General features: G+C 72.1%; 16 protein-coding genes. 12 read left to right on the plus strand and 4 right to left on the minus strand.

Annotated features, from left to right (window positions below; genetic code table 11):
* Nucleotides 1-11 precede the first annotated feature (11 nt).
* Entirely contained in the window at nt 12-1103 is a 1092-nt protein-coding gene (locus SNE206_RS18855; RefSeq protein WP_407914573.1) for an endonuclease/exonuclease/phosphatase family protein, read from the plus strand.
* Nucleotides 1104-1310: 207 nt separating this feature from the next.
* On the opposite strand, the gene SNE206_RS18860 is transcribed toward SNE206_RS18855, so the two are convergent.
* Nucleotides 1311-2225 (minus strand): hypothetical protein, encoded by a 915-nt coding sequence (locus tag SNE206_RS18860; protein WP_407914574.1) that lies wholly within the window; start codon nt 2223-2225, stop codon nt 1311-1313.
* Nucleotides 2222-2884 carry a hypothetical protein gene (locus SNE206_RS18865; RefSeq protein ID WP_407914575.1) on the minus strand — a complete coding sequence of 221 codons (663 nt, stop codon included), beginning with the start codon at nt 2882-2884 and terminating at the stop codon, nt 2222-2224. The genes SNE206_RS18860 and SNE206_RS18865 overlap by 4 nt, the downstream gene beginning before the upstream one ends.
* Nucleotides 2885-3804: 920 nt before the next feature.
* Between SNE206_RS18865 and SNE206_RS18870 the strand changes: the two genes are divergently transcribed.
* Both SNE206_RS18870 and SNE206_RS18875 read left to right on the plus strand, forming a co-directional pair.
* Nucleotides 3805-5730, plus strand: a complete 1926-nt coding sequence (locus SNE206_RS18870) for a M28 family metallopeptidase (RefSeq protein ID WP_407914576.1) — start codon at nt 3805-3807, stop codon at nt 5728-5730.
* Nucleotides 5731-5754: 24 nt separating this feature from the next.
* Nucleotides 5755-7797 carry a M36 family metallopeptidase gene (locus SNE206_RS18875; RefSeq protein ID WP_407914577.1) on the plus strand — a complete coding sequence of 681 codons (2043 nt, stop codon included), beginning with the start codon at nt 5755-5757 and terminating at the stop codon, nt 7795-7797.
* A 172-nt stretch (nt 7798-7969) separates the two neighbouring features.
* On the opposite strand, the gene SNE206_RS18880 is transcribed toward SNE206_RS18875, so the two are convergent.
* The gene (locus SNE206_RS18880) at nt 7970-8506 is read right to left on the minus strand and encodes an SRPBCC family protein (RefSeq protein ID WP_407914578.1); all 537 of its coding nucleotides are present in this window, start codon (nt 8504-8506) and stop codon (nt 7970-7972) included.
* Between the two features lie 67 nt (nt 8507-8573).
* Here SNE206_RS18880 and SNE206_RS18885 point away from each other — a divergent pair, with 67 nt between their 5' ends.
* On the plus strand, nt 8574-9197 hold the full coding sequence (locus SNE206_RS18885; RefSeq protein ID WP_407914579.1) for a TetR/AcrR family transcriptional regulator: 624 nt from the start codon (nt 8574-8576) through the stop codon (nt 9195-9197).
* Nucleotides 9198-9303: 106 nt separating this feature from the next.
* Here SNE206_RS18885 and rph read toward each other — a convergent pair whose 3' ends face one another.
* Nucleotides 9304-11946 carry a rifamycin-inactivating phosphotransferase gene (gene rph, locus SNE206_RS18890; RefSeq protein WP_407914580.1) on the minus strand — a complete coding sequence of 881 codons (2643 nt, stop codon included), beginning with the start codon at nt 11944-11946 and terminating at the stop codon, nt 9304-9306.
* A gap of 1390 nt (nt 11947-13336) precedes the next feature.
* On the opposite strand from rph, the gene SNE206_RS18895 reads away from it, so the two are divergent.
* Genes SNE206_RS18895 through SNE206_RS18930 form a run of 8 tightly spaced genes read left to right on the plus strand, consistent with a single transcriptional unit; the run spans nt 13337 to nt 21570 of the window.
* Nucleotides 13337-14575 (plus strand): acetyl-CoA carboxylase biotin carboxylase subunit family protein, encoded by a 1239-nt coding sequence (locus SNE206_RS18895; protein ID WP_407914581.1) that lies wholly within the window; start codon nt 13337-13339, stop codon nt 14573-14575.
* The gene (locus tag SNE206_RS18900) at nt 14572-15828 is read left to right on the plus strand and encodes a biotin carboxylase (RefSeq protein WP_407914582.1); all 1257 of its coding nucleotides are present in this window, start codon (nt 14572-14574) and stop codon (nt 15826-15828) included. The genes SNE206_RS18895 and SNE206_RS18900 overlap by 4 nt, the downstream gene beginning before the upstream one ends.
* 3 nt (nt 15829-15831) lie before the next feature.
* A complete protein-coding gene (locus tag SNE206_RS18905) occupies nt 15832-16524 on the plus strand; it encodes a cyclase family protein (protein ID WP_407914583.1) in 693 nt (230 codons plus the stop codon).
* Between the two features lies 1 nt (nt 16525).
* The gene (locus SNE206_RS18910) at nt 16526-17917 is read left to right on the plus strand and encodes an anthranilate synthase component I family protein (RefSeq protein WP_407914584.1); all 1392 of its coding nucleotides are present in this window, start codon (nt 16526-16528) and stop codon (nt 17915-17917) included.
* Nucleotides 17914-18495 (plus strand): anthranilate synthase component II, encoded by a 582-nt coding sequence (locus tag SNE206_RS18915; RefSeq protein ID WP_407914585.1) that lies wholly within the window; start codon nt 17914-17916, stop codon nt 18493-18495. The genes SNE206_RS18910 and SNE206_RS18915 overlap by 4 nt, the downstream gene beginning before the upstream one ends.
* A complete protein-coding gene (locus SNE206_RS18920) occupies nt 18492-19547 on the plus strand; it encodes a phenazine biosynthesis protein (protein ID WP_407914586.1) in 1056 nt (351 codons plus the stop codon). The genes SNE206_RS18915 and SNE206_RS18920 overlap by 4 nt, the downstream gene beginning before the upstream one ends.
* Nucleotides 19547-20881 carry an aldehyde dehydrogenase family protein gene (locus SNE206_RS18925; RefSeq protein ID WP_407914587.1) on the plus strand — a complete coding sequence of 445 codons (1335 nt, stop codon included), beginning with the start codon at nt 19547-19549 and terminating at the stop codon, nt 20879-20881. The genes SNE206_RS18920 and SNE206_RS18925 overlap by 1 nt, the downstream gene beginning before the upstream one ends.
* Complete coding sequence (locus SNE206_RS18930) at nt 20878-21570, plus strand: SDR family NAD(P)-dependent oxidoreductase (RefSeq protein WP_407914588.1); 693 nt, start codon at nt 20878-20880, stop codon at nt 21568-21570. The genes SNE206_RS18925 and SNE206_RS18930 overlap by 4 nt, the downstream gene beginning before the upstream one ends.
* Nucleotides 21571-21588 lie beyond the last annotated feature (18 nt).

A 21588-nucleotide genomic window follows, 5' to 3' on the forward strand; every position in this document is an offset into this window, starting at 1 on the left:
GTTCGTTCGCTATGACAGGAGACACACCCGCCGGAGGGCGCCGGCAGCGTGCGGCGCTGGTCGTCTGGGTGGCCTGCGCCGCCGGCTGGCTGGCCTTCACGCTCGCGCACCTGCTGCTCAGCGGCCGGGCCTGGTGGTGGGTGTTGCCCGATCTGCTGCCACCCCCGGTGTACGTCCTCGCGCCCCTGCTGATCCTGGCGGCCTGGGGTGTCGCGTACGCGGTGCGCCGGCCGTCCGTCGGCTGGGCCACCCGCACCGCGCTGGCCTGCGCGGTCGCCGCGCTCGCCCTGGGCGCGCAGGGCTCGGGGCTGAACCTCGCCGCGCTGACGGACGACCCCCGGACACCCGCTGCCGGATCGGTCCGCATCGCCTCCTGGGACACGCTGTTCTGGCACGAGAACGAGGACCCCGACCGCTTCTACGCCTACCTGAGATCGCTGGACGCGGACGTCTACCTGCTCCAGGAGTACATGGTCCAGGGCGACGACGGGCCCGATCCGCTGGACGACACCGCACGGCTGCGCACCGAGTTCCCCGGGTACACCCTGGTGAGCCGCGGTGAACTGCTCACCCTGAGCCGGCTGCCGGTCGTCGGCGAGAAGGTCCTGACGGCGCGTCCGATGGAACCGCTGTCGCGATGGGCCGACTACTGGGACGCGCGCGTGCTGCGCACCGACGTACTGGTCGCAGGACGGCGGACGAGCGTCTACAACGTCCACATCGCGGACCCCTTCGACCTCGGGCAGTCCCCGCTGACCGGCCACTTCTACACCTCGGTGCACCAACTGGCCGCGTACCGCTCGGCGCAGTGGAAGGTGCTCGGCGCCGACCTCCGGGACAACCCCCACCCCGTGGTGGTCTCCGGCACCCTCAACTCCCTTCCCAACATGGGCGAACTACGCCACCTCGCGCCGCTGCGCGACGCGGTGGCAGCCAGCACCTCGGTGTACCCGGTGTCGTTCGCCCTGCGGGGGGCCTGGCTGTGGCGGCTCGACGCGACCTACACCTCGGCGGACGTCCGCGTCAGCAGGTACCAGCTGCGCGACCCGGCCGGGTTCTCCACCCACAAGGCCCAACTGGTGACCCTGGACCTCGGGGCCTGAGGCCCGTCTCACGAGAGCGCTCCCAGTCCTGTACGGGCAGCACGTCCGTCCGGGGTTCCGGCCCGGGGACGTCGGGTCGGCATGTCGGATCGGGGACGTCGGAGGACCGGGATGTCGGATCGGGGATGTCGGATCGGAGGCGGCTGTCCGGCCGGAGACGCATCTGCGACCTCCCGCCGGACAGCCGGCTCATGGGATTCGGAGCCGTCACGGGTAGCCGAACGGCTGCAGTATCGGCCCGCACACGTGCCACTCGTTGCCGCCTTCGCTGGCGTGGTGCCCGAGGTGGGCGCACCACCAGAGCACGAGGTCCTGGCCGTTGATGCTCTCACCGGTGGCCTGCGTCAGGATCTGGTCGTCCTGCGACGTCCCCAGGCGCCCTCGCAGGTCTTCGGCCGCGCGATAGGTGAGCACCGCCGCATCGAGCCGTCCGAACCCGTCGGCGACACCGTCGAACGGGCCCGGGGCGATCAGGTACCCCGTCGTCCTTCCCAGCGGGTTCGCCTTGTTCAGCACCGCGTAGGTGCTCCGGGGCGAGCGGGCGACGACCGACTCGGTGGTGTACGGCAGCCAGCCGGCACCGTAGCCCCAGTCCGTGCCGACCGGGAGGTGCTCCAGCGCGAGATTGTCGGCGGCGCCGACGATGTCGAAGTCGAACCGCCAGTACGCGTGGTGACGATGGTTGTACGGTGCCTGAAGTCCTGCGCTGTAGAGCTGCGGCAGGATGATGCCGTCACTTCGGAAGATCCATCGGTTGGTCAACCGGTAGGCGCCGATGGTGTGGTAGCTCTCCACCACAAGAAATCGGTATGCCGGGTTGGTTCCTTCGTAAACCTTGACCGGCCCCTGCATGTTTCCGCTGCTCAGGGCATCCTTGTACGGGCCCGCGGGGCCGTCGTACTGGACGCGGATCATGGGCAGGCTCGCCTTGTGCAGGACTTTCTGCCCTTTGTAGTGCACGCCGGTGAAGGAGATCGCTTCGCTGTCCCCGTCGACCATCTGCCACTGGAAGCTCCACACCGGGGCTTCCGGCGGCCATTGCACCAGCCCGCCGGACGACATGAGGCCGGACGACGTGAGGGAAGTACCGGACAACGGCTGCATGGTCCCGCTGGACGTCATGACGACACCTCCTGAGGTACCCGACCGGCCGCGACGACGTCCTGGTCGGTGAGATCGACGACGGCGAAGGCGGTCGGCAGGCGCCTGTCCCGGGGGCCGAACCGCAGGTCGACGAGGCGATGCCCGTACCGCGGGTTCCGGAAGTCGACCTCCTCGACGATCAGCCCCATCCCGGTTTCGAAGTCGACACCGGCACCGGCCAGTGCATCCTCCCCGCGCAGCAGCTCCAGGGCCTGGATGCGCTCCGAGTCCGACAGCGGCGGTTGGCGGTCCGCCGTTCCCGCGTCCAGGACCGTCCCGGAGTCGAGGTCGACCAGCGCCTCGACGACGATGCCGTCGGTGTAGTTGAAGATGGTCACCAGCGGGTGTTCGCTGCCCCGATCGGTCGCCGCCGTTCCGACGCTCAGGACGTCGCAACGCTTGCCGGTCAGCTCTCGCCCGACCTCTTCGGACGCGAGTGCCAACTCGATCGCGCGCTGCACTCCGTCGTCGGTGAGGGTGGGCTCCATCGGCTCGAAGTCGACCGGCGCAGTGCGCACCTTCGGCAGGTATTCGCGCCAGCTCCTGGCGTCGGTGAACGGGGGGTCGATGACAGGGCCCAGATCCACCACTTCGACGCGCAGAAGTTCTGGCGGAGGAAGACTGAAATCGTCGGACATGGTTATCCCTCTTCACGGGCGTGCGGCCCGACCGACGGCAGGGATTTTCATCAGCCGCCTCGGCCGCATCCGCCCGGAGTCACGGTTTCCGGAACACGGCCGCTGCCGATTCGGCAGCGGCGCTGCGATCGCCTGCGCAGACCGGTCCCACGGGCAGGCCGCTCCCACGGGCAGACCGGCCCCCCGGTCAGGGAGCCACCGGCGGGACCAGGACCGGGATCCTGCAGCCCTCGCCGTGGACGCGCAGACCGACACGCTTCATCACTCTGAAATGCCTTCGCCGAAATGCCTCCGCCGGGGCGAGGAGATCCGTCCCCGGCACGCGCATTTCCGATTCTTGTTGAGCTCTCAACTCCTCGCCGTCGTCTTCCGCATGTTCTTGAGCGCCTGACTCCCGTTCCCTTCAGGCCGGTCTCTTCATGCGTTCTCCTCAGGCGCTCCGATTCCTGCCTCCCCCTTCTCCCACTCTCCTCCTCCGATGATTGACAATCAAGTTCCCCTGACGGATGCACGGAACCCGGCGCCGGTCCTTTTTCGACACCCGTGACGGATTGTCACGGGCCGGCGGTCCGCCGACGGATTCTCCGGCCGCCCGGGCCGCTGGAGGAAGCCCGGCCCCGGACGACCGACCGGCCTGCCGCCGTTCACCCGCCGTGGTTCACCCGCCGTGGTTCACCCGCCGCGCAGGGTCGGGCCGGACACCGGGCGCGGCGCACCGGACGGCACGCGGCGGGGCACCGGTGGAACTACCCACACCATCCCCAACCCGCCTGCTCCACAGCCTGGTTGACCACGCCGTCCGACCCCGGAAGGGCTGGGCAGTTCCACCGTTCCGGGGATGCGGCGGGCGACCTAGCATGGGCCGCGTTGGATCCCGCAGCACGGTGCCCGACCGCTCCGTGCCAGCCGTGGAGGCCGCGATGACCGTGTTCTTCTTCGACATCGGCGCGACGCTCGCCGACGCCGCCGTCGGCGCCGACGGCGTGCTGGTGCTCAGCCCGCGGCGGCGGGTCCATGAGGTGCTCGACGGCCTCGCGGACAGCCGCCGCGGGGTCGTCTCCGATCCCGGCCCGGGCGAGGCGGCCCGGCAGCGCGCGGCGGCGGCCCTGGAGACGGCGTTCCCCGGCCGGTTCCCCGACCACACCCTGCTGCTCTGGGGGAGCAAGGACTCCCCGGAGATCTTCGACCGGGCCGTTGCCGCGTCCGGGGTGTCTTCCGCCGACTGCGTGTTCGTCGGGGAGGACCCCGGCGAACGCGCCCAGGCCCGGGAGGCCGGGATGGCGACGGCCGCCCACCCGGTCTTCACCCGGGCCGCCGCCCAGGGCAGGCCGGTGCGGTTCGTCCGGATCGGGCTGCCGGAGGGCCTCGGCCTGCCGGCACTGGAGGCGGTGGCGAACACGGCCGAGGTGGTGCCCCTCCACGTCGCCTCCGACCGTCTGGTGCTGGCGATGGCCACCGCGGAGGGTGCGGCGGTGCTGGAGCAGGCCGGCTTCACGGTGGACCTCCGGGCGACGGTGGAGGACACCGCGGCCTTCCTGGTCCGCGGCGACCACCCGCCGTTCCCGCCGGAGGCGGCCCTGCCCGAGGCGGCCGGAGCGGCCGGGGCCGGGACCGGAACCGGGACCGGGACCGCGGCGCGGGCAGGCTCGGACACCGCCGGCCCGGTGGACCTCGGACCGGCCCCCGGCGGCACCTACCTGGCGGCGGCCGCCGCGCTCCGGGTGGAGGAGCTGCACCTGCCGGCCGCGCGGCCCGGACATACCGAACGGCTGCTGGCCGACCCCGCGCTGCTGAGCCGTCCCGGGGAGGCCGCGGCCTCCGGGCTGGTCTCCGCCGGTCCGGTCGGCGGCGCCCTCGACGCCGCACCCTCCGAACGGACCGTGGAGGCCGTCCGGTCGACCGTCACGGCCGCGGTGGTCCACGAGCACGTGGCCAGGGTTTCCGGCGCGGCGCCGCTGGTGGACGGCGACCTGCGGCCGCCCGTCCGCAGCCGGAACGCGGAGAACGAGGACAACCCCCGGGTGGTGCAGGCCCTGCTGGACCGGCTCGCCGGCCTCGGACTGGAGACCCGTCGTCAGGAGTTCGTGTGGCGGGGCCACCGGCTGGCGAACGTGGAGGCCGAGCACCGGGTCGCCGGTGCGGACTCGGCCGTCCTGGTCACCGCGCACCTGGACTCCACCGCGCTGGAGGGCACGTTCTTCGACCGGGCGGGCCGGCCCCGCCGGTACGACCCGGCGGTGGATCCCGCGCCCGGCGCGGACGACGACGGCAGCGGGGTCGCGGCGGTGCTGGCCACCGCCGAGTGCCTGACCGACATGCTGGCCGCCGGCCTGACGCCCGCCCGCTCGGTGCGGTTCGTGCTGTTCAACGCCGAGGAGCAGGGGCTGGTCGGCAGCAAGTCGTACGCGCGGGCGGCGGCCGCGACGGGTGACCGGATCTCCGCCGTGCTGCAGATGGACATGATCGCGGGCCGCCGCGAGGGGCCTCGCACCTTCGAGATCCATGCCGGTTCGGCCGTGGCCGGACCGGTCGGGCCGGCCTCGGACGCGCTCGGCGCCGCGGTCGAGCGGGCGGCCGCCAGCATCGCCCCGGACCTGGTGTGCCAGCGGCTGTCCGGCCCTGCCGACCCGGCGGCGGGCCGCAGCGACCACGCCAGCTTCCACGAACGCGGCTGGCCGGCGGTCGCGGTCTGCGAGAACTTCTTCCCGGACACCCTCCCCGAGACCGGCACCCGTCAGTACCACCGCCCGGGGGACACCCTGGCCGACCCCGACCACGACACCGCCTACTCGGCGGCCGTCGCCCGGACGGTCGCGACCGCCGCCCTCACCCTCGCGGGCCTGTGACCCGCCGACACCTAGGACCGCACCATGACCGACATCATCGACCAACGGGACATGAGCTACGACCACCTGGACACCGTGGACGGGGCCGATGCCTTCCTCTCCGACGTCACCGAGACGCTCTCCGGCGCGCCCGAGAAGGTCAACCGCTTCACCGGACACCTGACCGAGCTCCGGGTGGACCTTGCGCCGGCCTTCGAGAGCGGCACCGCCGGGAACGGTGCGTCCGGAGCGACACCCGCCTCCGACGCCGCCCTCATCGCCCGGGCCAAGGAGTACCTCGCCTCGGTCGCCCCGGCGATCGGCTTCGCGGCGGACGAGCCGGTGGAGTTCGTGGCGGACCCCGCGGTGGCCACCACCAGCGAGGGCCTGCGGGTGGTGAGCCTCCAGCAGACCAGCAACGGCATCGACGTGTGGGGCATGGCGCCCAAGGTGTGGCTGCGCGGCGACAGAACGGTGGAGCGGCTGGTCGGCGACACCGTGAGCCTGCCGCCCGACCTGCCGGTGCGCCCGACCGTCCCGGCCGAGACCGCGCTGCGCGTCGCTGCCGCGAAGGCGGCCGCGTCCCGGGAGCTCACCGGTCCGTTCGGCACCAGCGAGCTGCCCCGGCTGGACGTCTCCGGCGGGTTCCGGCGGCTGGCGGCGCAGTCCGGCAACGACCAGCCGATGACCTTCTCGCAGGGCCCGTTCGACGAGGCCGTGCCCACCCGGCTGATGTACCTGTACATGGGCGGTGACGTCCGGCTCTGCTGGCGGTTCGTCCTCTCCCGCGACAACTGGACGACGCAGTACCAGGCGCTGGTGGAGGCCGACGGCCGTACCGCGAACCCGGAGGAACCGGAGATCCTGTACTTCCAGGACCGGGCGCACCGGGCGCTCGCCGGGCGGGTCTTCCGCCGCAACCCGGCCGAGAGCGCCTTCGACCTGGCGCCGTTCCCGCTGCCCGCGGCCGACTACCCGAACGTGGAGACCAACGGTGGTTCGCTCCCGCCGCCGGCCGGCATCCCGAGCACCTGGGTGGAGGTCACCAACGGCACCGCCGCCACCGTCGGGAACAACGTGCGGGCCCTGGACGGAGTGAGCCGGCAACCGGTGACGATCCCGCTGGACGCCTCCGGCAACGGCGTGTTCGACGACCCGGCCGACAGCCCGAAGCAACTCGTCACCAACATCTTCTTCTTCTGCAACTACGCCCGTGACTTCTTCCAGGTCCTCGGTTTCGACGAGGCGCACGGGAACTTCCAGACCGTCAACCCGAGCGGGCAGGGCCTCGGCGGAGACCCGGTCATCGCCGTCGCCGACCCGCGGCAGGTGCCCGGGACGGCCACCATGGCCACCCGGGCGGACGGCCTGGCGGGCATGATGGTGATGGGCCTCGTCACGAGTACGCACCGGCACACCGCCCGCGACTGGGACGTCGTCGGCCACGAGTTCACCCACGGTGTGAGCAACCGGCTGGTCGGGGGGCTGTTCGACGCGGAGGGCCTGGAGGAGGACCAGTCCGTCTCGATGGGCGAGGGCTGGAGCGACTACTTCGCCCTGAGCATCCGCAACTCCCTGAACACCGTGGACCGCGAGGTCGTCGGGAACTGGGTCGTCGACGACCCGGCCGGCATCCGCCAGCGGCCGTACAACTCCGGCTACCCGGGCAGGTTCGGCGACATCGGCAGGAGGAGCGGACAGGTCGCCGGCCACCCCGACCTGAGCTACCGCGAGGTGCACGACGTCGGTGAGATCTGGTGTGCGGCGCTGATGGAGGTCACCCGCAAGGTCGGTGACGCGCTCGGCGACCGCCGCCGCGGGTACCGGGTGACCTGGCAGGCCGTCGTCGACGGGCTGAAGCTCACACCGAAGAACCCCTCCTTCCTCACCGCGCGCGACGCGATCATGCGGGCTTTCAAGGACCTCCGCGGCTCCGGGATCACCGCGGTGGAGTACCCGGCCGTCCGCACGGCCGCCTGGACGGCGTTCGCCACGTACGGCATGGGCTTCGACGCCACCTGTCCCAACGCGTCCTTCGTCGGCTGTCGAAGCGGCAACGCCCTGCCCCCGGCCGGCTCGGAGGACTGACACCCCCGGAGGACCGACACCGGAGGCCGCCACCACGGCAGGGGAACGGCAGGAGAACGGCAGGGGCGGCCACGGCCGGTGCGTCCGCCGCCCGGATCGTCTCCGGACCTGACAGCCCGGCACCCACGACGGCCCCCGCGATTCGAGCGCGGGGCCGTCGTGGGTGCCGTCGTCACCGGCCGGGTCGCACGGTGCCGTCGTCGTCGGCCGGCACGTCCGGTGTGTACTGTCGCGGGGCAAGGGCGAGGCGCAGCAGGCGGACCCACGGAGACCGGCGCGCGGGCCGGGGGGCTCGGCCGGTGGCCGCGCGCTGGACGTTGTCGAAGGCGTCCTGGAGGAGGGCCTCGTGCAGCCGGCGGATCACCAGCGGCCACATGAGGCGCATCCGGCCCTCGGTGGATCCGACCGCGGTGTGGACGATCTGACAGCGCATCGGCCCGTCGGGCACGACGGCGAATTCGTGATGGCCGGTGATGCCGAGGCCGGGGGCGAACGCGAAGCGCACCCGGTGGCCGGGCTCGTACTCGGTCACCGCGTACCGGATCCTGCCGTGTCCGCCGCGCGAGCCGACGGCGAGGCCGGCGTCGAGGTGCAGCGCGGACCAGGCGGGGCTCGGCCAGATCTGGTCCTGCGGGGTGCCCAGCCGGTCCAGAAGGGCGCCGACGTCGGCGGCGGGTGCGTCGATGGTGCGGCGCTGGATGTTCTGCACGGTGTCCCCCTCGCACACCGCCGACCATACGGCAGCGTATGGATCGACCGTACGCTAGCGTACGGACATGGGACAAGAGCGACGCCGGCTGACCGCGGACGACTGGGCGCAGGCCGCGCTCACCGTGTTCGGCGAGGGCGGGCTTGCCGCAGTGGCCGTCGAGCCGCTCGCCGCGAAGCTCGGCACCACCAAAGGCAGTTTCTACTGGCATTTCGCCAACCGGGACGCGGTCGTCGTGGCGGCGCTCTCGCTCTGGGAGCAGCGGTTCACCGAGGCGACCATCGCGGCACTGGCCGCCGAGCCGGACCCTGTGGCCCGGCTGCGTGCGCTGTTCACGCGCGTGAGCGGTTTCGCCGAACAGAACGCGGTGGCCGTCAACGTGCTCGCCTCGGCCGACCACGAGCTCGTCGCGCCCGTGGTGCGCCGGGTGGTGCAACGACGGATCGACTACCTGGTCGGCCTCTTCGAGGAGATCGGCTTCCCGCCGGCGGTCGCGCGCCAGCGCGCGACGCTGGGCTACACGGCGCACGTCGGACACGACCAGCTGGCCGCGCGGCTGCCGGGTTCGCTGCCGCTGAACAGCGCCGGGCAGCTGGCCGACTACGTCGACTCGCTGCTCGACCTGCTGCTGCACGACGCCCCCGCTCCCCCGGCGCCCCTCGCCGGCCCGCCCCCTGCCGCCAGGGGGTAGCCCGGACTTCCGGTGTACGGGCCGCCCGGGGCGCGGCGAGGAGGCGGCGCGGGATCCGCGGGGCGCACGCCGGAAGCCGCGGACGGGGCTTCCGGCGTGCGACCGGTCAGGGCAGGACCTCGACGTACCCGTCGGTTCCGTGCACGCGGATCCGCTGCCCGTCCCGGATCAGCCGGGTGGCCTGCCCGACGCCCACGACGGCCGGCAGGCCGTACTCCCGGGCGATCACTGCGCCATGGGTCATCAGGCCGCCCACCTCCGTCACCAGGCCCGCGATCCCGACGAACAGCGGCGACCAGCTGGGGTCCGTGAAGGTCGTGACCAGGATGTCGCCCGCTTCGAGGTCGGCCTGCGCCATGTCGAGGATGACGCGGGCCCGTCCCTCGACGGTCCCGGTGGAGACCGGGAGACCGGTCAGGGCGCCGGCCGGCACGTCGTCGCGCCGGTAGGCCCCGTTGACGGCCTCGCCGTCCGAGGTGAGCACCCGGGGCGGTGTGAGCGCGTGGTACGAACGGAACGCGTCCTTGCGCTGCCGGACGAGCCGGTGGTCCGCCTGCTGCGAGCGCACGGTGGCGTGGAGTTCCTGGAACGTGAGGTAGAAGATGTCCTCCCGCTCGGGAAGCACGCCGGCCTGCACGAGGCGCCCGGCCTCCTCCATCAGGGCCTGCTTGTAGACGGAGTAGCGGCTGATGATGCCGTACTTCGGGTACTCCCGGTACCCGATGAACGTCCTGACCCGGTCGATCATCCGCTCGGCCTCGTCGGCCTTCCGGTCCCCGTCCGGCAGGGCCCGCAGGCGTGAGAGCACGTCCCGTGCCTTCGCCTCCGCCTTCTGCCGCCCCTGCTCGAAGCGCCGCCCGGCGGCACCCGGCTCGAAGAGCCTGACGTTGTCGAGGATCACCGGCACGAGGGTGGTGGGGCGCTCGTGCCACCGCGGCCTCGTGATGTCGATCTCGCCGACGCAGCGCATGCCGTACCGGTCGAGGTAGGCCTCGACGGCGTCGCGCGCCTCGGTCCCGCCCGCGAGCTTCGCCAGCCCGTCCAGGAAGCCCTCGCCCTGAACGTCCTCACCCAGGGCACCCCCGCCCTGAACGCTCTCGTCCTGGACGCTCTGCAGGAACGCCACCACCTCCGGCCACGGGCGGATCACGTCCGCGACGTCGAGCAGTGCCAGTCCCATCTCCGACGTGATGTTGCCGGGGGCGGACAGCGTCAGCGTGTCGGCCGCATTCTTCTCACCCAGCCACTCCTGCAGCTTGTCGTTGAGCCACCAGGTGGCCTCCATCCCCGCCATGATCACCTGCATGCTCAGCGGATCGCCGAGGACCCGCCGGTGCTCCTCGAAGGCCTCCAGCAGGAAGTCGAACAGCGCCGGTCCGGTCTTCGTGCGGATGTCGCGCTCCAGCGCCGCGACGGACAGCCGGCTGCGCTCGACCAGTTCGGCGACGACGGCCGGATCGGTCCCGAGCGGGGCGGGCGCACCGCCGGCCGGCGGCCCGCCGGGAGCCGCGTCCGGGAGCGGCAGGACGAAGTCGTCGCGGTCGAGGACGGTCTCCAGAGCGTCCCTGACCAGCGGATCCCCCCTCCCCATGAGGTCCAGCAGGGCGGCACGGCTCGCGGGCGAGGCAAGGCGCCGGGTGGCGTCGACGAACAGCCACCCGCCGGCCACCTGCATCGGCGCCATGGCCGTCAGCTGCCACATGGAGAGCCCGAGGGGCTTCATCGGGTCGGTCATCATCTGCTGGTGGCCGACGGAGACGTAGACGTGGTTCTCCTGGTCGCCGGCCTCGGGAACGGGGAACAGCGTCGTGATCGGGCGGCTCTGAACGATCCGGAAGCCGTCGTCGACCAGGCACCATTCGATGTCCTGCGGGCGGCCGAAGTCCGCCTCGATCCGCCGCCCGAGCTGTACGAGCCGCACGACCTGCGCATCCGTCAGCGCCGGCTCCTCCTGCCGCTGCGCGTCGATCGCCACTTCCTGCGTGCCGCCGGCCGGCAGGGCGTGAACGGCACGCTGTTTGGCGGCGATCGTCCTGGCGGTCACCTCGCCGTCCCGTACCGTGAAGACGTCCGGGTTCACCAGGCCGGAGACCATGGCCTCGCCGAGGCCGAAGCCGGCGTCCACGGTGGCGGTCTTCCGGTTGCCCGTGACGGGGTCGGCCGTGAACAGGATGCCGGCCGCCTGCGGGAAGACCATCTGCTGCACGACCACGGCCATGTGGACCGTACGGTGGTCGATGCCGTTCCGCCGGCGGTAGGTCACGGCCCGCTCGGTGAACAGCGAGGCCCAGCACCGGCTGACGTGCCGGAGGATCTCCGCCGGCCCCACGACGTTCAGGTACGTGTCCTGCTGGCCGGCGAAGGAGGCCGTCGGCAGGTCCTCCGCCGTCGCGCTGGATCGGACGGCGTAGGCGGCCTGCTCGCCGGACCGGGCGAGCGCGCGGGTGATCGCCGCCGCGAGATCGTCCGGGACGGCGATCCCTTCGACGGTCCGGCGGATCTGCGCGCTGAGCGTGCGGATCGCCTCCCGGTCGTCCGGGTCCACGCGCGACAACCGATCGAGTCGGTCGTCGATCGACGGGGCTTCCGCCATGATCCGCCGGAAGGCGTCCGTCGTCACACAGAAGCCGCCAGGCACGCGGATGCCGTCGATCCGCGCCAGCCGGCCCAGGGACGCACCCTTGCCGCCGACGAGCGCGACCTGCGTCCCGTCGACCTCGTGAAGGTCCCACACGTACGGCTCGATCACTGCGACACCTCCGGGGCCGTCGTGCTCCGTTGCCCTGCCACGGCCGTTCGCCCCACCGGTGCCTCCACCTCTGCCGAACCTCTTGTCGATCCTCTTGCCGAACCGCTTGTCGGGCACGTCGTCATTCCCCGTCGCCTTCCCTCTGCCGAGCCGCCCGGCCGTTCCACCCGGCCGTTCCACCCGGACGGGCGGGCGGGCGCGCCTGCACGGCCGGTCCCCCACTGATTCGACGTCACCGCACCCCCCGTACGTCGACAACGACACACGCACGTCGCGCCCCCGTTGCCGCCGGCAGTGGCATCGGCCGACGATTCTGCGCCGTGACCCGGGCCTTGCGGCAAGCCCCCCGGCACGCTATATGTTGAGAGTGGCAAGGAGCGGGCTCTCCTTGCCTTTGCCTTTGCCTCGCGCCGTCCGACGAACCGACGAACCGGCAAGCGTCTCGCGCAGCGGTGGCACGCAGCGTACGGGTGCACGGCACCGGCGGTCCCGGCCGCCCGCAGCGACCGCAGGTCGACGATCACCGCTCCCGGCCCGGCATCGCTCCGCAACACCCCTGTCAGGTAGGCGAGTTGACAGGGAAGGCACGGGCAGGACGGACCGGTACGCGGCGTTCCCCGCCGCGCGGACGGCGTGGACCATCACCGCATCCGCCGAAGCCTCTCCGCAGTGTCCGGCGGACGAGCCGACCCCACGAGCGGCCGGCGGTGCCGCCGCCTCCGATGCGGCGCCGGCGGACACGGTCGGCTCGCGAACACCCACCTGCTCGCACGACACGTCGGATCCCACTGCGGCCGGCCGAACCCGCCCCGAGCCGACGGCACATACCGCCGACAGCTGATCAGATGAGTCGGATATAGCCGAACTCCACTGCAAGAAAGACTTGTTGACCCACGGAAACACCCGCTCAAGTCGACGGACCGACGAACCGAAAGCAACAAGTCGATCCTCTGGAGCCTCAGGGGTTGCGTGATGGATCAACCCCGCCGTAGGCTCCTGACGCTGACATGATCAAACGGGGGTTTCATTCATGGACAGAAGGTCTGATGGTGTGAGTTGCCCGGACGGTTCCGTCGGGCTGCTCACTTGTTGTAGGTGTGGCCGGCGGCGCTAGCCGCATCATCCGGCTGCCGCCGGTGCGCCGCAGGTGTCGGGATCGGCCCGACGCCGCCGTGACCGGGCGAACGGCCGGCCGACGTTTCCAGAGGACGCGCGCGACTTCAGCGCTGCGGCAGAGATCCTCGCCTTGCCTTTCGAGATCGCACGCGTGGTCCGTCCACCGCAACGCCTGCCGTTGCCTTCGCACGTGGCCGGCGTGATGCGGCCTGCCCGCGTGCCCACCTGCCGGTGATCGGCCGGTCAATCCCCCAACGACGATGAAGGATTCGCGATGAGTGCGTCGGTCCAGGACCACGTGGTGGTCATCCACCGGTGGCGGGCGGAGTACGTCGACTACGCGGCCGTGCTCGATCACACCGTCCACCGCGTCAGCTACGTCACGACCGAGGTCGGCCGGGCCCGGGTTCCCGACCTGGCCGCCGGCGTCGAGATCGTCGCGAACACCGACGACCTCGCGGCGGTGCGCCGGGCGGTCTCGGCCCTCGCGGAGCGGCACGGACCGCCGCGGCGGATCGTCGCGCTGAAGGAGGACGACCTGCTGACGGCGGCGGCGCTCCGGGCCGAGTGGGACTGCGAGGGAACCCGGCCCGACGAGGCGCTGCGGTTCCTCGACAAGCTCGTGATGGCCGACGTCGTCGGTGCCCGCGGCCTTGCGGTGCCTCCGCTCGCGGCGGTCGACAGCGCCGACGAGGTCCGCGCCTTCGCCGGGAAGCACGGCTGGCCCGTCATCGTGAAGCCACGGATCGGCAGCTCCAGCGACGGTGTCGCACGGCTGGAGGGGCCGTCCGACGCGGACGGGATCGACTTCACCGGGCGGCCGATGCTCGCCCAGGTCTACAACCCGCACCCGATCTACCACGTGGACGGCGTGTACCTGGACGGACGCCTCGCCGCCTTCCGCGCTTCCCGGTACGTCAACACCTGCCTCGCCTTCCGGACCGGCGACTACCTGGGATCGGTCGAGGAGGACAGCCCGGCGATCGTGTCCGCGGTCGGCGCCGCCGCGGAGCGCTTCGTCGCCGCCTTCGACACCGATCCGCTGGTGTTCCACCTGGAGCTGTTCGTCGCACCGGCAGTCGGCACGGGCGAGCCCGAGTGCACGTTCCTGGAGGTCGGGGCCCGGGTGGGAGGCAGCGAGATCCCGTTCCTGTGGCGGGAGGTCCACGGGTACGACCTGATGGCGGCGGCGCTCAGGCTGCAACTGGGCGAACCGCTGGATTCGCCGGTGCTGACGAACGGCGAGGTCGCCGGCTGGCTGCTGGTGCCGTCGCCGGCGCGGCGGCCGTGCCGCATCACCGAGGTCACCCCGCTGAGCGGGCAGGTCCCCGGCCTGTACGCCGAAGCACTGCTGGGCCGCGGCGAGGTGCTGCCGCTGGCCGACGCCTATTACGAGCACGTGGGCGGCCGGTTCCGGTTCCGGGGCACCACGAGCCGGACGGTCGAGGAAGCCATCCAGGTCGCCGCCGCCGACTTCCGCATCAGCGCCGAACCGGTGGGAGACGTCGCATGAAGCATGTCGTGCTGGTCGATCCGTACGCACCGGCCCGGGGACTGCCGCCCGCGTTCCTGGAGGCCGGGTATCCCTGCGTCCGCCTGCAGAGCACCGCGGAGGTCCCGGCGGTGTACCGCGGTCCGCTGGATCTCGACGGCTACGTCGCGAACGTGGTGCACCGGGGCGACATCGAGGACACCGTCCGGCAGTTGTCCGCGTACCAGCCGGCAGCCGTCCTCACCGGCAGCGAACTGGGCGTTGAACTGGCCGATGAAATAAGTGAGTTGCTTGGCCTGGACACCAACGGCACCAAGCTGAGCGCGACCAGGCGCGACAAGTTCCAGATGATCGAACAGGTCGCGGCCGCCGGGCTGCGCACGCCGCGCCAGGTACACGTGACCGACGAGGCCGAACTACGCGCGTGGCACCGGGAGGTCGGTGGCCGGATCGTGGTCAAGCCGCTGCGCAGTGCCGCCGGCGACGGTGTGACGTTCTGCGACACTCCCGACCGGTCCGCTGCGGCACTCGCGGCGATCATGGGGCGGGAGAACATCTTCTCGCTGCCGAACTCCGGTGCGGTGGCGCAGGAGTACCTCGTGGGCGCGGAGTACATCGTCAACACGGTGAGCCGTGCCGGGCGGCACCATGTCACCGACAGCTGGGGATCCGGCCGGCTGTCGGTGAACGGAATCACCGACCTGCTGGTGGAGAGCGTCCTGCTGGAGCCGGACGCGCCCGGCCTCGCCGAATTGACCGCGTACGCGTTCGCCGTGCTGGACGCCCTCGGAATCCGGTTCGGTCCGGCCCATCTGGAAATCAAGATGACACCGGACGGCCCTTGCCTGGTGGAGATCGGTGCGCGCATCTCGGGCGGCGAACTGCCCTATTTCGCGGCCGAGGCGATCGGCGAATCACAGCTCGACTGGACCGTCGACTGCTACGTCCGGCCGGAACGCTTCGACGCGCGCTGCGGTACGCCGTACCGGCTCAAGCGGTACTTCGCCTGGTCGGCGCTGGCATCGCCGTACCGCGGGACGCTCGTCTCCTACCGGGGGATCGAGCAGATCGAGGCCCTGCAGAGCCTCCGCGGGCTGCGGACCTTCGTCGCGCCGGGAAGTGCCATCCAGCCCACCGTGAACGACCTGACCTATCCGCTCACCGTCACGCTGCACCACGAGTCCGACGGAGTCCTGCAACGGGATCTGAACACCATCAGGTATCTCGACGGGACCGGCTTCTACGACGTAGATCACCACCAGCAGAACGGCTGACCAATGCGCATTGTCGACCTTACCCACGGATTCTACGAGGGAATGCCGTCCTATCCGGCCGACTGGTTCCCGCGCTTCACCTTCGACCGCGCGATGACGCCGGAGACGGATCCGTACGGCACGAACCGCACGTTCTCCACGCTGCACATCTTCCCGCACAACGGCACGCACGTGGAGTACAAGCAGCACTTCTACCCGGGGGCCGAGGGCATCGAGGACGTCCCGCTCGAAACCCTCATCGGCCGGGCGTGCGTGGCGGACCTGTCGCACAAGGGGGACCTGGAGCCGGTGACGGCCGAGGACCTGGACAAGGCGGTGGGCGACCGGTGGACGCCCGGGGACCGCCTCCTCGTCCGCACCGACTACCTGCACCGCAACTGGGGCGCCGAGGACTACTGGGACCGCCCGCCGTACATGACGCCGTCGGCCGCGCAGTGGGCCATCGACAACGGCGCCGTCCTCGTCGGGTTCGACTGCCTGACCGAACGTCCCGGTGACGCCGAATCGCCGGTGCACCACGCCCTCCTGGCGGCCGGCATCCCGATCCTGGAATACGTGACCAACCTGCACGAGCTGCAGCAGCCGGTGGTGCAGCTGTTCGCCCTGCCGATCAAGGTGGCCGGCGTGGAGGCCGCGCCGGCCCGCGTGGTGGCGGTGGAGTACGGCGACGCGGCCGTTCCCACGACCGGTGGCTGACGTGACCACCACCGTGAATTCGCCCGCCTTCCTGCGCAGCGGGCTGCGCGCCGGTGACGTGGTGCACCGGTACGAGCTGCGCGGGCCCGACGTCGACGCGGTCGTCGCGGCGGCCGCGCTGCGCGGCTCCGACCGGATCATGCTGAGCTGTCGGGCTTCGGAGCCGGAGCCGGTCGTGCTGCTCGCGGTCGGCGAGCTCGCCACCGTCCGCCGGACGGGGCCGCAGCACGACCTGTCGGCACCCCGCCCGGTCACGGCGGCGATCGACTTCCTGGCCGGCCTGGAGTTCGCGGCCGGCGCGGCACCCGACGAACGCAGCTGGTACGGATGCGTGGGGTTCGACGCGGTCACCGACTTCGAGCGGCTGTCGCTGCAGTCGACGGGTCTGCCGGCCTACGACATGTTCCTGCCGGAGGTGCTGGTCCGCTTCGACCGGACCGGGACCGCGGTGGTCGGCCGGGGCGCCACGGCGCAGGCGGCCCGGAACGCCGCCGAGCGCGTCGAGCGCGTGCTCCGGCGGGCCGGGGAGTTCCCGGAGGTGTCGGCACGGGTCGGCGCCGGCGCCTTCGGCCACGGGGTGGACGAGTACCTGGAGGCCGTGCGGAGGGCGAAGGACTACATCCTCGCCGGCGACATCTTCCAGGTCGTGCTGTCGATCCGGTACTCGGCGCCCGGTGACGCGGACGGTCTGACGGTGTACCGGCGGCTGGCGGAGTTCAACCGCTCGCCCTACCACTTCTGGTACCGCAGCGGTGCGTTCGAGGTGGTCGGTGCGTCGCCGGAGCCGTGCGTCACCCTCGCCGACCGCGACGTCCTCATCCGGCCGCTGGCCGGCACCCGTCCCCGGGGCGCCGATCCCGCCGCGGACCGCGCGGCCGAGCAGGACCTCGTCTCGTCGGAGAAGGAACTGGCCGAGCACCGGATGCTCGTCGACCTGGCCCGCAACGACCTCGGGCGCGTCTGCGTCCCCGGGACCGTACGCGTGCCGCGCCTGATGGAGGTCGAGCGCTATTCGCATGTCATGCATCTGACATCGGATGTTCACGGACTGCTCCGCCCCGACTGCCGCACCGACGATCTCATCCGCGCGAGCTTCCCCGCCGGCACCATGACCGGCGCTCCGAAGGTGCGGGCGATCGAGATCATCGACGAACTCGAACCGGTCGGCCGCGGCCTCTACTCGGGCGCGATCGGATCGTTCGGCGTGAGCCACGCCGACCTCTACCTGACCATTCGCGCGCTCGTCGTGCACGACGGCGAGCTGCACCTGCAGGCCGGCAGCGGCATCGTCTACGACTCCGATCCCGTCGCCGAACGGGAGGAGTGCGTGGCGAAGCTCCGGGCCGCCGCCCGCGCCGCCGCCGTCAGCCTCGGACCGGAGGTTCAAGCGTGATCGTCATCATCGACAACTACGACTCCTTCGTCTACAACCTCGCCCAGTACGCCGGCCGGCTCGGGCACGAGTGCCGGGTCGTGCGGAACAACGCCCTGACCGTCGACGAGATCGCCGCACTGAACCCGAGCCTGATCCTCATCTCGCCCGGCCCGGGCGGGCCGCAGGACGCGGGCATCTCGCTGGACCTCGTCCGCGACCGCGGCCACCGCGTGCCGATCCTCGGCGTGTGCCTCGGGCACCAGTGCATCGCGGAGGCGTTCGGCGCGCGCGTGGTCCGGGCGGCAGTGCCGATGCACGGCAAGCTCAGCCCCGTGTTCCACCGGGACACCGGTGCCTTCACCGGGCTGCCCAGCCCGCTCCAGGTGACGCGGTACCACTCGCTGACCGTCGACCCGGCGTCCCTGCCGGACGAGCTCACCGTGACGGCCTGGACCGACACCGGCGAAGTCATGGGGCTGCGCCACCGCGACCTGCCGATCGAGGGCGTGCAGTTCCATCCGGAATCCCTGTTCACCGAGAAGGGCCTCGACATGGTGGCGAACGCGCTGAAGGCGGCCGAGCGGGTGACCGCATGAGCGGCTACGGAGACGACGACATGACGCAGCACCTCCAGGACACCCTCCGGTGGCATTTCGACCCCGGGACCGGGTCGCCGTTCTGGCTGAAGCGCAAGGAGAGCCTCGGCTTCGACCCCCTCCGCGACGTCCACGAGTTCGCCGACCTGCGGAAGTTCCCCGACGTGAGCGACGAACTGCGCACCGTCCCGGTCGACCTCCTGCGGCCGTCCGGCTCGGCCGACAGCCCGTTCGAGGTGTACGAGTCGGGCGGCACGCTCGGCGCGCCGAAGCGCATCGTCGAGCACCGCTCCCGGATGGAGGGCGTGGACTGGGTCGAGACCGTGCTGCCCTCGTTCGGCGGAGGCGGCCACTGGCTGCACGTCGGACCGACCGGGCCGCACATCGTCGGCCGCTCCGTGCGCCGGCTGGCGGAGCTGCGCCGGGCCATGTTCTTCACCGTGGACTTCGACCCGCGGTGGGTGAAGCTGCTGATCCGGACCGACCGGCGGCCCCTGGCCGACGAGTACGTCCAGCACGTCCTCGACCAGGTCGAGACCATCGCCGAGTCGCAGGACGTACGGGTCCTGTTCATCACGCCGCCCGTGCTGGAAGCGCTGTGCGGACGCGAGAAGCTCTACCGCATGCTGGCCGACCGCGTCACCGGCATCATCTGGAGCGGAACCAGCATCAGCAGCACCTCGCTGCGGCTGCTCCGGACGGAGTTCTTCCCGCGCGCCGAGGTGCGCGGGATCTACGGCAACAGCCTCATGGGCATCGCACCGCAGCGGTCGCCCGAGCCCGGCGACACGCATCCGTGCGTGTTCCGGACCTTCCGGCCCCGATCGGTCGTCGAGGTGGTGGACCCGGACACGGGAGAACGCGTGGCGCCCGGCGAACGCGGCCGCGTCCTCGTGCACCTGCTGACGAAGGACCTGTTCCTGCCCAACGTGCTGGAACGCGACACCGCGGTCCGGATCGCCCCGGACCGGCCGGGCCCCGGCGACGACCTCGCCGACGTCCAGCCCTTCCGCCCGGCATCCGGCGCACGCGTGATCGAGGGCGTGTACTGATGAGCCTTCCGATCCTGCAACCGCTGGTCGGCGGCGAGGCCTTCACCTGCGACGAGACCACCGACGTGCCCGGCGTCGGCGGTGCGCCGGTGGCCCGCGTCGGCGCGTCCCCGGTGCTCCTGCTCCGGCTGGCACTGCGGCGCCTGCGCGGCGCGGCCGTGCCGCCGGCGGTGTTCAGCCGGGCCGGCACGCTCTTCGCCGGGGCCGAACTGGCCGGCGAGTCGGCCGACGAGTACCGCCGCCGCGTGGTGGCCGCGACGGGCCTGCCGCACCGGGTCGTGACCGACGGTCTGCACAGCGTCCGGGACGGGCTCGCCCGGCTGGAGGAGAGCACCGCCCGCCAGCTGCCGGCCCCGGCGGCCGGTGTCCGGTGGGTGCCCCGCGGACGGACCCTCGGGATCGTGACCCCGTCGAACCACGTCGACCCGCATCTGACGTGGGCCCGGGCGCTGTCGCTCGGGTACGGCGTGATCGTGCGGCCGGGGACGCGCGACCCGTTCACGCCGTTCCGCCTCGCGGCCGCCCTGCTGGCGGCCGGGCTGCCGCCGCACTGCCTGAGCGTCCTCCCCGGTGATCACCACCTGGGTGAGCGGCTCCTCGCCGAGTCCGACCTGGGCATCGTGTACGGCGGACCGTCCGCCGTGAGCCGCTGGGCGGACCACCCCCGGGTGCTGACGCGGGGACCGGGCCGGAGCGCCGCGCTGCTGGACCGGCCGTTGTCGGCGGACATCGTCGAGGCGCTGGCCCGTTCCGTCGCCGCGGACGCCGGCGTGCGGTGCACCAACACGTCGGTGATCCGCACCAGCGGGGATCCGGCGGAGGTGGCCGACGTCCTGGCGGCCCGCCTGGACTCCCTGCCGACCCTCCCGGCGGCGCACCACGACGCGATGCTCCCGGCGGTCTCCGCGGACCAGGCCGCACAACTGCGCCGTACGGTCGCCGGGCTGGAGGAGGCCGGCTTCCGGCGCCACTCGGCCGACGGCGGCCCGGTTCCGCTGCCGGACGGCTCGTACGCCACGCGCCCGGTCGTGCTCAGCACCGCCGACCCGCGGCATCCGTCCATCGGCACCGAACTGCCGTTCCCCTTCGTCGTCGTCACGCCGTGGTCGACCGCCGACGACCTGGAGTCGTTCGGCCGGACCCTCGCCCTGTCGGTCTTCAGCGACGACGCCGCCCTCCCCCTGGCCGCCCTGGCGGAACCGCAGATCCGACGCGTCGTCGTCGGCGGGACGGCGCCCTGGACGAGCGGGCCGGAACTGCCGCACGACGGCAGCCTGACCAACTTCCTGCTGGAGCCCAAGGCCCTGCTCTCGGACGAGGAGCTCACCCGATGAAGCACGTGGTGGTCACCGGAGCGTCCGGAGACCTCGGCACCGCCGTCGTGGCCCGCGCGGTGGCCTCGGGAGCGGAGGTCCTCGCCCAGTTCCACACGCGGCCTCCGGCCGTTCCCCACCCGTCGGTCACCCCGGTCCGGGTGGATCTGACCCGCGACGACGGGCCCGCCGAACTCGTCGCGGCACTGCCGTGGGACCGCGTGGACCTGCTGGTCAACTGCATCGGCGGGGCAAGGCCCACGCGGTACGCCGACCTGAGCACCGCGGCGTGGCGGGAGTGCATGCAGCTGAACGTCGAGGTGCCGTTCGCGGTGACGCGGGAGCTCGTCGGCCCGCTGGCCGCGGCGGCCGGTGCCGTCGTGAACCTGTCGAGCGTCGCGGCCTTCACCGGCGGCGCGTTCGGCCCCCACTACGCCGCCGGCAAGGCCGCCGTGGTCGGCCTGACCAGGTCGGCCGCCCGCGAACTCGGCGAGCAGGGGATCCGGGTCAACTGCGTCGCACCCGGGCCGGTCGCGTCGGCGATGACCGACGCGCTCCCCGACGACGTCGTCGCCGGCCTGCTGGCCGCCACGGCGCTGCGGCGGGTGGTGACGCCGGACGAGGTCGCCGACGCGGTGTTCGGGATCGCCGCGGCCACCGGCGTCACCGGACAGACCCTGGTCGTCGACGGCGGCCGGTTCCTGCACTGATCTTCATTCGTCCACCTG

The organism is Kitasatospora sp. NE20-6 (genome assembly GCF_045862635.1).